Origin of the sequence: Nocardia higoensis NBRC 100133 (assembly GCF_000308595.1) — a bacterium.
Lineage (GTDB): Bacteria > Actinomycetota > Actinomycetes > Mycobacteriales > Mycobacteriaceae > Nocardia > Nocardia higoensis.
Genome location: NZ_BAGA01000057.1, coordinates 1 through 12,911, shown reverse-complemented (window position 1 = coordinate 12,911; position 12,911 = coordinate 1). Strand labels below are relative to the sequence as shown.

The window sequence follows — 12,911 nt, the reverse complement described above, 5'->3', positions numbered from 1 at the left end:
CATGACCCACGGACTGCTGATCATCGGCTCCTCACAGGCGGGCGTCGCGCTGGCCACCTCCCTGCGCGCCCTCGGCTACGAGGACCCGATCACCATGCTCGGCGACGAGAACCACCGCCCCTACCAGCGCCCCGCGCTGTCCAAGGAGTGGTTGCAGGGTGAGATCACCAACGAGTCGCTGATGTTCCGATCCCAGGAGTACTGGGCCGAGCACCGCATCGACGTGGTGAAGAACGAGCGCATCATCCGCATCGACAAGCGCGACGACGGCTCCGGCGTCGCGCACTCCATGTCCGGCGCGCAGTTCCCGTTCGACCGGCTGGCCTTCGCCGTCGGCGCGCGGCCGCGCAGGTTGCTCATCGAAGGCGTCGACCTGCCCGGCGTGCTCTATCTGCGCAATGCCGACGACGCGCTCGAGCTGAAGGCCCGCGTGCCCGACGTGCGTGAGGTCGTCATCATCGGCGGCGGCTTCATCGGCATCGAGGCGGCGGCGTCGCTGAACGTGATGGGCCGCAAGGTCACCCTGCTGGAGGCGGCCCCGCGCCTGGTCGCCCGCGCCGTCGGCGAACAGACCTCGGCCTACCTGCTCGACCACCACCGCGCCGCGGGCATCGACATCGAACTCGGCGTCTCGGTCCGCCGCATCGTGGCCCGCGGCGACCACGTCGGCGGCGTCGAACTCGCCGACGGCCGCGTCGTGCCGGCCGACCTGGTGCTCGTCGGCGTCGGCGTCATCCCCAACACCGAACTCGCCGAATCCATCGGCCTGGAGTGCGACAACGGCATTCGCGTCGACGACGCCGCCCTGGCCTCCGACGGTGTCACCGTCGCGGTCGGCGACTGCGCCAACCTGCCCAACCCGCTGCGCGGCGCCCCCGCGGGCGATCGCGTCCGTTTCGAGAGCGTCAACCACGCCATCGAACAGGCCAAGGTCGCCGCCTACGCCATCACCGGCCGCCGCGAGGAATACGCGGGCATCCCGTGGTTCTGGTCCAATCAGGGCACGATCAAACTCCAGATCGCCGGGCTTTCCCACGGCCACGACCGCACCCTCGTGCGCGCCGACCCCGAGCGCGGCAAATACTCGGTCCTGTACTACCGCGGCGACCGCATCCTGGCCGCCGACTGCATCAATCACCCCCTGGACTTCATGGCCGTGCGCAACGCCCTCGCCAAGGGCGCATCCATCCCCTTCGACGCCGCCACCGACCCATCCGTCCAGCTCAAATCAGTGACCGTCGCACCGGCGACCCTGGTCGCGGCCGACTGAGGAGGCCCCATGCCCACCGCCCTGCCCGCCGAACGCCCGATCCCAGGATCGGGCCCGGTCGACACCTCCCCCATCACCCTCACCCCCGCGCTGGACCCTGACCTCGACCCCGTCTGGAAGGCCGTCGTCCCCGAGACCCGTGCCCGCTCCAACGACATCCACCTGCCCATCTCCCTCGCCTACGCCGAGCGCCTGTGCAACGCCTTCCCGCACGCCGACCGCCAGCTGGTGCGCGTGGCCATCCAGCTGCACGACACCGGCTGGGGCCGCGTCGACGAGGAACGCATTCTCTCCGAGGGCTTTTCGGGCGAATGGCGCAAAGCCGAGATCCGCTTCGAACACGAGCGCCAAGGCTGCCTGATCGCGCGCGAAGTTCTCCCGCCGCTCGGCTACAGCGACGAATTCGTCGAGCACGTCTGCGCCATCATCGACGGCCACGACACCCGGCCGGAAGCCCACACCCTCGAAGACGCCCTGGTCCGCGACGCCGACCGGCTGTGGCGCTTCGACCACGCGGGCATCGCGCTGGCGTCGGGCTGGTTCCGCATGGACCCCGCCGCCTACACCGACCGGCTGGAAACCCAGATCATCCCCGAACTGCTCACCGCGCCCGCCGTCACCATGGCCACCGCCGACCTCCAGCGCTCCCGCGCGCTGCTCAAGACGGCGGTGATCCGTTGAACCTCAACGACATCGACACCGGCACCGTCCTGTCCGGCGACGATCGGCCTCGCGGCGCCGTGCCCGAACCGCGGTGGACCTTCGTCGACGACTACTACATCGACGGCAGCTGGGCGGCCTCCACCAGTCCGGTGCGCATCCCTCTGATCGACCCCGCCACCGGCCGCGAGTGGGGCGCGGTCCCCGACTGCTCGGCCCAGGACATCGACGCCGCCCTCAGCGCCGCCGACCGCGCGTTCCGTAACGGACCCTGGCCGCAGACCACCCCGTCCGAACGTGCCGCACTGCTGATGCGGATCGCCGACGAGGTCGAGGCCAGGGCCGCGGACACGGCCGTCACCAACACCCTCGAAAACGGCTCGCCCATCAGCGAAACCCGCGGCGCCGCAGCCAATGCCGCCGGCATCTTCCGGCACGTCGCCGGGCTGGCCTCCTGGCTGGAGGACGAAGACGTCCGCCCCTTCCCGGCGGGCGGCGCGGAAACCGTCGTCCGCAAGGACCCCGTCGGCCCGTGCGTGCTGATCGCCCCCTGGAACTTCCCCATCAACCTGATGGTCGTGAAACTCGCGCCCGCGCTGCTCGCCGGCTGCACCGTCGTGATGAAGCCCGCCCCCAGCACGTCGCTGTCCATCCGGTTCGTCGTCGAAGCCTGTGCGGCCGCGGGGATTCCGCCCGGTGTGATCAACCTGGTCACCGGCGGCGGTGAAGTCGGCGACCGCCTCGTCCGCCACCCGCTGACCGCGAAGGTCGCCTTCACCGGATCGACCCCCGTGGGCCGTCGCATCGCCGCCGCCTGCGGCGAACTGCTCCGGCCAGTGACCCTGGAACTCGGCGGCAAGTCCTCGGCCATCGTCCTGCCCGACGCCGACCTCGGGCAACTGTCCTCGGCGCTGATCCGCACCTGCCTGCGCAACACCGGCCAGACCTGCTACATCTCCACCCGCATCCTGGCTCCGTCGGAGCGCTACGACGAGGTCCTCGACGCGATCTGCCGCACGGTTTCCGCCGCGCCGCAGGGCGATCCGTTCGACGAGCGCACGGTCTTCGGCCCGATGGCCTCGAAGGCGCAGTTCGACATCGTCCGCGGATACCTGGAGTCCGCTCATGAGGAAGGCGCGCGCGCAGTCCTCGGCGGCCACCCGCTGCACAGCGACGGCGGCTGGTTCATCCAACCGACGGTCTTCGCCGACGTCACGCCCGAGATGCGCATCGCCCGGGAAGAAATCTTCGGCCCGGTCATCAGCGTGCTGCGCTACGACGACATCGACGAGGCCGTCGACATCGCCAACAACACCCCCTTCGGTCTCGGCGGCGTCGTGTTCTCCTCGGATCCCGTTGCCGCACAGGCGGTCGCCGAACGCGTCGACAGCGGCTCGGTCGGCGTGAACTTCTTCGCCTCCAACCACAACGCCCCCTTCGGCGGGCGCCACGACTCCGGCCTCGGCGTGGAGTACGGCATCGAAGGGTTGTCGCAGTACGTCGCCTACAAGTCCATCCACCGCCGCACGAGCTGACTTCCGAATGGCCGCAGGACGATCTGCGCTATCAGCAGCTCGAGATCCAGCGGAAACCCTTTGCGGGACAGGCGTGGCCGGTACCGGCACCGTCGATTCGCACCCACACCGCGCATGTCCCGGCAGCCGGGACAACCGCGTCCGGTGCCGCGTCGAACAGCGCGACGTCGCCCGACCCGATCCGCTCACCGGCGGCCACCAGCGATCCCGCGACGACCAGCACGGCTGTCACCACCGTCCCCCGCAGCTCCGCGAGTTCCACCACCCCACCGGTCTCGTAGCTTCCGACGGCCACCTGCGTGCTGAACGAAGAGCCGTCGGCCATCACATTGAGCGCCTCGGCCTTCTCCCCGACGACCACGCAGGAGGGCGGACGCCCGCCGTCGAACCGCAGCGGCGACAGCGGCGGCACCGACACCGCCTCGCCGTCGAAATCGAGCACCACCCCGTCCCCGCTCACCACCGTGAACACGCGATCGAGCCCCGGCAGCGGCGAGAAGTCCGATGCCCCGGACAGCGAAGCGACACTCAGCCGCCACCGGACCCGGCCGTCGGGTGCCGACCGCCGCACCGCGATTTCGGAGGTACTGCCCTGGTCATTGGCCCACGGCACCGTGGTCCGCTCGGATCGCCGGACGATACGCACACTCGGCGGACCCACCGGCGCCTCGTTATTCAACATTGTTGAATGGTATTAGACGGGCGGGGTCAGGCGAGATTCCTGCGGTACTCGTCCGGCCGACGCGAGTACCGTCGGTCGGGCAGACCGATAGCGATGCCGCCCGCCCCGGAGCGCCGATGACGAGAACCGAACGATGCGCAGCCGCCCGTTCACGGCGTACAGCCACGCGCCCCGGCGGGCGAGGGCGCGCGTTCTGCCGAGCCGTCGTAGCGGCGGTCGCGGCACTGACAGTCCTGACATCGTCGTGCTCCTCCTCGGACGAGAGTTCCGGACCCACCTCCACGTCGGCCCGCCCCACCGTCCGCGTCCCCGGATTCGACCCGGCGACGGAAATCGCGCGCAACCTGGACACCCCCTGGGGCCTCGCGATCCTCCCCGACGGCACGGCACTGGTCGCCGAGCGCGACACCGCCCGCATCCTGCGCGTCGGACCGGACCGGCCACCGCAGGAGGTCTACCGCGTCCCCGAAGTGACCCCCCAGGGCGAAGGCGGGTTGCTCGGCCTCGCCGTCTCTCCCTCCTACGCCGCCGACGGCTACGTCTACGCCTACTTCACCGCCGCCGACGGCAACCGCATCGTCCGCTTCCGTCCGGACGGCGCCCCGCAACCGATCTTCACCGGAATAGCCAAGTCCGGCAACCACAATGGCGGCCGCATCGCCTTCGGCCCCGACGGCATGCTCTACGCCGGAACCGGCGACGCCGAGAACCCGCCGCTCGCCCAGGACCCCGCCTCACCGAACGGCAAGATCCTCCGGCTCACCCCGGAGGGCTCGCCTGCCCCCGGGAATCCGACGCCGGGTTCCCCCGTCTACAGCCTCGGCCACCGGAACGTGCAGGGCATCGCCTGGGACAGCGACGGCCGCATGTACGCCTCGGAGTTCGGCCAGAACCTTTTCGACGAGATCAATCGCATCGAGCCCGGCAAGAACTACGGCTGGCCCGCGGTGCAAGGCATGGGCGGAGCCGACGAGGGATACACCGAACCGCTGCTGACCTGGACGACCGGGGAGGCGTCGCCGTCGGGCATCGCGATCGCCCAAGGAACCCTGTACGTGGCGGCATTGCGGGGCGAGCGACTGTGGACGGCACCGATGACCGAGGGCGCCATAGGTAAGCCGCGACCGGTCCTCGACTCGGTGCTCGGCAGGCTCCGCACGGTAGCCATCGCCCCGGACGGCGCCCTGTGGCTGACCACCTCGAACACCGACGGCCGGGGCGAGGTCAGGGAAGGGGACGACCGAATCCTCCGCTTCCCTCCCCTGTGACATCCTGAAGCCGTGCAGCCGCGGCGAATCACTCCTGCGGAATATCGGTCGTGACCGCCAGTGCGCGCGAGGCCTCGATGTCGGCCGCCAGCCTCTCGACCCGCGCGTCCGCGAGTTCGAGCGAATCCGACCCGAGGAGCTGATGCAGCGGAGCGTTCCCGGTGGTAGCGACCGCGATGATCGCGGCCGCGGCCCGCACCGGATCGCCGAGCTGCGTGCCCGGCATGCCTTGGTGCGCCTCGGTCATCTCCCGAATCGCCGGATAGGCGTCGACCGTGGCGCTCGGCAGCCCGAGCGACTGCGGCCGCAGGAAATCGGTGCGCATATACCCCGGCTCGATCAGGTGCACCGCGATCCCGAAATCCGCGACCTCGGCCGCGAGCGACTCGGTCAGCCCTTCCAGCGCGAACTTGCCCGCGCAGTACAGACCCCAACCGGGGAACGACGTGAGCCCGAGGATCGACGAGATGTTGAGAACGTGCCCGCCGCGGTTCTCCCGGAACCCCGGCAGCACCGCCCGCAGCACATTCCACGCACCGAAGATCTGCACGTCGAACATCTCCCGCGCTTCGGCATCGGTGACTTCCTCGACCGCGGCGAGGAACCCGTAGCCGGCATTGTTGACGACCACGTCGAGCCCGCCGAACCGCTCCTTCGTCGCCGCGACCGCAGCGCGCACCTGCTCCTCGTCGACCAGGCTCACTTCCAGCGGCAGCAATCGGCCGGTGTCGACTCCGTCCAGAGCAGCGGTGAGTCGGTCGACCGAGCGAGTGGTCGTGGCGACATTGTCGCCACGCCGCAGCAGCTGGGTGACCAGTTCGAGCCCGAGGCCGCGGGACGCTCCGGTGACGAACCACGTCGCGGGGCCGGTGGTGGGGTGAGACATGAGGTCCTCCTCGAGAGAATTCCGACCGGCCGATCCAGGCCGGTGCACTCAGAATCGCCCACGAAATCACCTGGTAGGGGCCCATAAATGGCCCTACCGCACCCTGGTCGGCACAACCTGGGACTCGGCGACCCAGGTTCGAACCGAGCACTTCCGGGATCATGAGGAAATGGCCGACCCCCACCGAGAAATCGCGGACTTCCTCCGCCACGCGCGCGCCGCCCGCGACCCGCAGGACACCGCCCTGCCCGCCGACGCCCGCGTCCGCCGCGTCCCCGGCCTGCGCCGCGAAGAGGTCGCCCAACTGGCCGGCGTCTCCACCGACTACTACACCCGCCTGGAACAGGGCCGCCGCATCGTCCCCTCCCCCCAGGTACTCGACGCCATCGCCCGAGCCCTCGGCCTCGACGACACCGGCCGCGCCCACCTCCACCACCTCGTCGGCGCAGCGGGAACCCCACGCCCACGCACCCGCGCCACAGTGCAGCGCGTCCGCCCCGGCCTCTACCAACTCCTCGACAGCCTCGACGACCACCCGGCACTCGTCCTCGGCCGCCGCACCGACGTCCTGGCCGCCAACCGGATGGCCCGCGCCCTGTTCACCGATTTCGAGCGCATGCCGCCCCGCGAACGCAACTACGCCCGCTGGATACTCCTGTCCGAACAAGCCCGAGCCCTGTTCCTCGACTGGGAACTCCAGGCGCGCAACGCAGTCGAGAATCTGCGCTTCGACGCGGGCCGCACCCCGGACGATCCCGAAACACAGAAACTGGTCGGCGAACTCTCCCTCGCCAGCCCCGAGTTCCGGCAATGGTGGTCCGAGCACCAGGTCCACCAGCGCACCTTCGGCTCCAAACGCCTCCATCACCCGGTCGTCGGCGAACTCACCGTCGAATTCGAGACCCTCACCCTGCCCGGCGACAGCGACCAGACGGTGTTCCTCTACACAACAGCCCCCGACTCGTCCTCCCGAGAGGCCATGGGGCTGCTCGCCGCCTGGACGCAGCCGCGGCCCGACACACCGGCCGCGCACCCACCGACTCGGTGACCTGTGGCCACACCTCACCGAGCGATCGCTACGCCGCACGCCGATCCTGCGATGCAGTCAGGAGCCACTCCACCGCCCGTTTCGGCGCCCGAACGGATATGACAAGAAATTCGACATGTTCAGGGAACGTGTAAAAAATCCGAAAAACTCTACATGTCGGACGATGCATGGCACTTCGTGCGCATGACCACGTGGCAACCCGAGGTGCCCTACAACGATCTTCCGCCCGTGCCGCATGCGTCGGCCCTCCATGCGGATCGCGCGAGAAGAGATCTTCGGCCCCGGCCTCAGCGTCCTGCGATACGACGACGTCGACGAGGCCGTCGAGATCGCCGACAACACCGAGCACCCTTCGGTGGCCGGCACGACTCGGGCCTCGGCGTGGAGTACGGGATCGAGGGATTGTCGTAGTACATCACCTACAACCGGAACAGCGAAGTCGGACCACCACAATGGTGGCCGCACCGCATTCGGCCAGAGTCTGTTCGACGATATCGATCACATCGAACCTGGCAAGAACTGCGGCCGGCTCCCGGTGCAGGGCGCGAGCGGGGCGGACGAGGGATACACCGAACCGATGCCGCGCTGGACTACCGGGGAAGCGTCACCGTCGGGGATCACGATCGCCGGAAACACTCTGAGCGTCTACGAAGCCGGCCCTCCGACGCCGGAAACTCGACGGCAAGACGGCTGCGCCATGTGCCAGTCGGTGAACTGCTGATATCTCGCGCCCACCGCGAAGAGCGTGGACTCGTGATGCGCGGCGGCGGTGAGCTGTGCGCCGATGGGCATCCCCGAATCCGGATGGAAGCCGACCGGAATCGCGAGGGTGGGTCCATCGTGTAGCGACCAGGGGTAGCTGAACTGGCCCATCCGGCGAGACTGCGCGATCACGTCGGCGCCACCGTCGATCAGCGGCACATCGATCGGCATAGCCGGCGTCAGAACGACATCCACGGTGTCGAACACGGCGGCCAGGCCGCGCCGGAATTCGGTTCGCCGGGCCGATGCCTCGGCACGCTGGGCTGCCGAGATGCTCAGTCCCAGTGAGATCCGCTCGAGCGTGGCGGGCTGGAAAAGCTCGGGAGACCGAGCCAGCCGCTCGCGATGCAGTTCGGCGAGATCGGAGTAGATCAATGTGTAGACGACGTCCTGCGCGACATGCGCCCCGGGGATATCCACCGGAACCACCTGGTAGCCGCAGGTCGCGAGCACCCGCGCAGCGGAGTGCACCGCATCGGCGACGGCCGGATCGACATCCTCGGTGATGAAGACCGCGGGCACGCCGATCCGTTGCGCTGCAACAATATGCGGTACAGGACCGGTGCGCAGCACGTCGAAGATCCTGGCCACCTCGTCGACCGAGCGAGCCATCGGGCCGACCGTGTCGAAAGATTCGCTGACCGGGAAGACGCCGGCATTGCTGATCACACCCGTGGTGGGGCGCAGACCGGTCACACCGCAGGCCGATGCGGGCAGCCGCACCGAGCCGCCGGTGTCGGTGCCCAGCGAGGCATCCACCGCGCCCACGGCTACCGCCACCCCCGAACCGCCGCTCGAGCCTCCGGGCACTCGGGCCGGGTCCCACGGATTCAGGGTGGGACCCGCCGCGGAGTTCTGCGAGGTGACCCCGACAGCGAACTCGGCCATGTTCAACTTCGCGGTCACCTGAGCACCCGCGTCGAGCAACTTGCGCACCACCTCGGCGTGCGCGCTCGCGACCCGGTCGGCGAAGAACACCGAAGCACAGGTGGTTGCCGTACCCGCGACGTCGATATTGTCCTTGACGCCGATCCGAAGCCCCCGCAACGGGCCATCGGCCGCGGCGGACGCGGGCGGATCGACCCAGGTGACGACGCTGCCCAAGGTATCCGGGATCGGCGAGGACTCCGCGGATCCCGAAGCGGCGGACGCCTCGTCGAACGAGCGCGGGGCCGGCCCGCGACGATGCGCGGCCCGGCCCCCGGTCTCGGTCAGGACGCACTCCCGGCGGCGCGGAGCGCGGCGGTGGCTGCTTCGTCCACGGTCCAGGCGTCGGTGTCCACGACCACGCCGTAGTCGCGACGCGCGTCCTCGGCGGTGAGGTACTCGTCCCACACATCGCTGAGCACCTGGAACGGATCACGGGCGAACGGATCGCCGAAGCCGCCGCCGGAGGGCAGCTTGATCTCCAGCGTCTCGCCCGCGCGGATCGTCTCCTGGGTGACCTTCGAGAACAGCAGCTCCTCCCGGTCGGTACCCGCGTTGCGAATGAACGAACCGGCCACGCCGTCGCGACCGCCGAGCACGCCCGCGGGCGGGTCGGTGCGGTTGTCGGCCTCCGAGCCCAGGAAGGTATCGGTCTCCATCAGCCACTTGCGCACGCTGCCGATGCCACCGCGCCACTGGCCGGGCGCGGGCGGCTCGTCACGCAGTTCGTAGCGCAACGCGCGCATGGCGTGATTGAGTTCGAGCTCTTCGATCGGATTGTTGCGGGTGTTGGCCATCAGCGAGTCGACGGCGTCCATGCCGTCCTTGCCGTTGCGACCGCCGTAGGAGCCCTCGTTGATCTCGATGTAGACCCAGTAGGATTCGCCGTCCGGCGCGAGACCGGAGTAGGCGATCGCGCACAGCGCCGCCGAGGAACCGGCCACCGCGTTGTCGGGCAGCACCGGGGCGAGCGCCAGGTTGATCGAGTCGAACACCCGGTTCACCTGCGAGAACCGCGCGAAGCACGAGGCGGGGAAATCCGGGTTGAAGATCGTGCCTTCGGGGGCGTAGGCGCGCACCGGCCGGAAGCAGCCGTCGTTCTGCGGGACGAAATCGTCGGTGAGATCCTCATCGAGCAGGATGGTGCGGATCGCCGCCACCGCCACCGGCAGCACCGAGCCCTCGAAGGGTACGTTGAAGGCGGTGGGCACCTGGTCGTTGGAGCCGGTGAGGTCGATGAGGATGTCCTCACCCTCGACCTGCACCCGAACCGCCACCTTCAGCGGCACGCCACGGTTCTTGCCGTCGTCGTCGAGGTAGCCGATGGGCGCCTCGTAGCTGCCGTCCGGGATCTCCCTGATACGGCTGCGCAACATATTCTCCGAGTAGTCCATCCACCGTTCGGCGGCGCTCATGACGGTGTCGAGACCATACTTCTCGAGCAGCTCGAGGAACCGCTTCTCACCGATGCGCGAGCAGGCGATCAGAGCCTCGAGATCACCGCGGTTCTGTTCCGGCGTGCGGACATTGTCGAGGATGTGCTGGATGAGGTACTCGTTACGGACACCGGCCTCGTAGATCTTCATCGAGTCCATGAGCTTGCCCTCGGCCCAGACGTCGACGACATCCATGCACAGGCCGGGGAAGTTACCACCGACATCGGAGACGTGACCGGTGCAGCCGGCGAAGCCGATGTGCTGGCCCTCCCAGAAGATCGGGATGATCACGCCGTAGTCGGGCGAGTGCGCGGCGCCGTGATACGGGTGGTTGTGCAGGATGACGTCGCCGGGCTGGTAGGTGCCCGCCAGCCTGCGGTTGACCCCACGGATGTAGGCCGGGATCGAACCACAGTGCATGGGCGTCGAGTCGGACTCACACAGTTCGCGGCCGTTGATGTCGAAGATGCCCGCGCCGAGGTCCTCCGATTCGCGGATCAGACTCGAGTAAGCCATCCGGTACAGGACCTGCGCCATCTCCTTGGCCATCGACTGCAGGGCGCCGCCGATGACCCGGAGGGTGATCGGGTCGACCTCGACATCGTTCCAGGTCCGGGTGGATTCGCCCGCGAGGGAGACTCCGGTCTTGGGCATCAGTGCCTTGCTCATGCGGGCTTCCTCTCGATGATGATGTGGCCGACGGCATCGACGGTGGCCTGCTGATTCATGCCGACGATGGTGGTGGAGTCGAACTGCTCGACGATCGCGGGACCGTCGAACTTGTTGCCCGCCAGCAACAGCGTCCGGTCGTAGACCGGGGTCGCGACCCATTCGGGCTCGGCGGTGTCGTCCTGCCAGAACAGCGCCTTGGTGGTCGCCTTGATCGCGGCCGAGGAGTCTTCGCTGCCCTTCCCGATCTCGGCGATGCGCACGTGCGGCACGGCGCCGACGCCGGTGACTCGAATGTTGATCAGCTGAACCGGCTTGTCGTCGAAGCGCTGCGAGTAGGTGCGGCCGTGCGCCCGGTGGAATTCCTCGGCGACGGTCTTCACCCAGACATCGTCGATATCGCCGTCCGGGGCCGGGACGCGCAGTTCGTAGCCCTGGCCGACGTAGCGGCAGTCCACGCTGCGTTCGAGCGAGATGTTCTCCGCGGCAACGCCGTCGGCCTCGAGCTGCTCGACGGCCTCCTTCGACAGGCGCGCCATCTGCTCGGTGAGCAGTTCCAAGTTCGGATCGGCCGAGGAGGTCCACACAGTGGTGGGCACTTCGTAGCGGATGTCGGTGGTCAGCAGGCCGACCGCCGAGGTGATGCCCGGGTGACCGGGGACGATGACGCGCGGGATGCCGAGCTGCTCGGCGATCTGCCAGGCGAACAACGGGCCCGCCCCGCCCTCGGCGATGAGCGAGAAATCGCGCGGATCGTAGCCCTTACGCACCGAGTGCAGGCTGATCGCCTCGGTCATCGAGTGCGCCAGGATCTTGAAGATGCCCATCGCGGCCGAGTCGAGGGTGGTGCCGAGCTTGTCGGCGATATGGGTCCGGATCGCGGTGTGCGCCAGTTCCGGCTTCACTTCCATCGTGCCGGACAGGAAGCTGTCTTCACGCAGCCAGCCCATCGTCACCATCGCGTCGGTGGAGGTGGGCTCGGTGCCGCCTCGGTTGTAGCAGGCCGGTCCGGGCACGGCGCCGGCGCTGCGCGGTCCGACGCGGAACATGCCGCCCTCGTCGACCACGGCGATCGAGCCGCCGCCCGCGCCGATGGTGTCGACCTCCGCCATCGGCACCATCGCGTGGTAGTCGCCGATCCGGGTGTCGAGCAGGTGCTTCATCCGCAGCGCGCCGTCGGGGGCGACACCGATGTCGGCCGAGGTGCCGCCGACATCGAGGGTGATGACGCTGGGGTAGCCCGAGGCCTTGCCGATGGCACAGCCGCCGAGCAGACCGGCCACGACGCCGCTGGTCAGCAGGGAGACCGGAATCTCGCTCGCGCTGCGCGCGGTGACCAGGCCGCCGGCCGAGGTCATCAGATGGACGTCGTCGCCCACCTGCGCGGCGGCCGCCTTCGCGGCGAGGTTCTCGATGTAGCTCGAGGTCTTGGGGCCGATGAATGCGTTCAGCGCGGCAGTGGAGAAGCGCTCGTATTCGCGGTACTGCGGGGCGACCTCGCTGGACAGCGAGACGAAGACCTCTGGGTATTCCTCGGCGATGATCTCCTTGACCCGGATCTCATGGGCCGGGTTGCGGTAGGAATGCAGGAACGCGACCGCGATGGCGTCGACGCCGCGCTCGCGCAGCAGGCGGACCTGTTCACGCACCGCGTCCTCGTCGAGCGGGATCAGGACAGTGCCCGCCGCATCGATGCGCTCGGGCACGACCCGGCGGTTGCGGCGCGGCACCAGCTGCCACTTCTGCCAGGGCAGATCCTGGTAGTTGG

10 protein-coding genes and 1 pseudogene are annotated in these 12,911 nt (G+C 68.9%); 6 read left to right on the top strand and 5 right to left on the bottom strand.

Translation table 11 applies throughout. The annotated features are described in order from the left end of the window. Nucleotide 1 precedes the first annotated feature (1 nt). Genes ON26_RS06995 through ON26_RS06985 form a run of 3 tightly spaced genes read left to right on the top strand, consistent with a single transcriptional unit; the run spans nt 2 to nt 3,465 of the window. The gene (locus tag ON26_RS06995) at nt 2-1,270 is read left to right on the top strand and encodes an NAD(P)/FAD-dependent oxidoreductase (protein WP_040795175.1); all 1,269 of its coding nucleotides are present in this window, start codon (nt 2-4) and stop codon (nt 1,268-1,270) included. Nucleotides 1,271-1,279: 9 nt separating this feature from the next. After that, nucleotides 1,280-1,951: an HD domain-containing protein gene (locus ON26_RS06990; RefSeq protein WP_040795174.1), complete on the top strand. Its 672-nt coding sequence runs from the start codon at nt 1,280-1,282 to the stop codon at nt 1,949-1,951. A gap of 59 nt (nt 1,952-2,010) precedes the next feature. Beyond that, on the top strand, nt 2,011-3,465 hold the full coding sequence (locus ON26_RS06985) for an aldehyde dehydrogenase family protein (RefSeq protein ID WP_040795203.1): 1,455 nt from the start codon (nt 2,011-2,013) through the stop codon (nt 3,463-3,465). 31 nt (nt 3,466-3,496) lie between these two features. Here the strand turns inward: ON26_RS06985 and ON26_RS31505 are convergent, their stop codons facing one another. Beyond that, the gene (locus ON26_RS31505) at nt 3,497-4,147 is read right to left on the bottom strand and encodes a HutD/Ves family protein (RefSeq protein WP_083883837.1); all 651 of its coding nucleotides are present in this window, start codon (nt 4,145-4,147) and stop codon (nt 3,497-3,499) included. Between the two features lie 116 nt (nt 4,148-4,263). On the opposite strand from ON26_RS31505, the gene ON26_RS06975 reads away from it, so the two are divergent. Next, nucleotides 4,264-5,415, top strand: coding sequence for a PQQ-dependent sugar dehydrogenase (locus tag ON26_RS06975; protein ID WP_083883835.1), 1,152 nt, complete (start codon nt 4,264-4,266; stop codon nt 5,413-5,415). Between the two features lie 28 nt (nt 5,416-5,443). Here the strand turns inward: ON26_RS06975 and ON26_RS06970 are convergent, their stop codons facing one another. Next, entirely contained in the window at nt 5,444-6,301 is an 858-nt protein-coding gene (locus ON26_RS06970; RefSeq protein ID WP_040795173.1) for an SDR family NAD(P)-dependent oxidoreductase, read from the bottom strand. 169 nt (nt 6,302-6,470) lie between these two features. Here ON26_RS06970 and ON26_RS06965 point away from each other — a divergent pair, with 169 nt between their 5' ends. Both ON26_RS06965 and ON26_RS33180 read left to right on the top strand, forming a co-directional pair. Continuing rightward, complete coding sequence (locus ON26_RS06965; RefSeq protein ID WP_040795172.1) at nt 6,471-7,349, top strand: helix-turn-helix domain-containing protein; 879 nt, start codon at nt 6,471-6,473, stop codon at nt 7,347-7,349. A gap of 244 nt (nt 7,350-7,593) precedes the next feature. Next, nucleotides 7,594-7,760 (top strand): annotated as a pseudogene (locus ON26_RS33180) (aldehyde dehydrogenase family protein); the annotation flags it as partial. A 234-nt stretch (nt 7,761-7,994) separates the two neighbouring features. On the opposite strand, the gene ON26_RS06960 reads toward ON26_RS33180, so the two are convergent. From ON26_RS06960 to ON26_RS06950, 3 genes are all read right to left on the bottom strand, one after another. Then, the gene (locus ON26_RS06960) at nt 7,995-9,215 is read right to left on the bottom strand and encodes an amidase (protein ID WP_083883833.1); all 1,221 of its coding nucleotides are present in this window, start codon (nt 9,213-9,215) and stop codon (nt 7,995-7,997) included. 107 nt (nt 9,216-9,322) lie between these two features. Then, nucleotides 9,323-11,143 (bottom strand): hydantoinase B/oxoprolinase family protein, encoded by a 1,821-nt coding sequence (locus tag ON26_RS06955; RefSeq protein WP_040795171.1) that lies wholly within the window; start codon nt 11,141-11,143, stop codon nt 9,323-9,325. Continuing rightward, nucleotides 11,140-12,911 (bottom strand): hydantoinase/oxoprolinase family protein (locus ON26_RS06950; protein ID WP_040795170.1); only part of this gene is annotated, 1,772 nt, incomplete at its 5' end. The genes ON26_RS06955 and ON26_RS06950, both read right to left, overlap by 4 nt.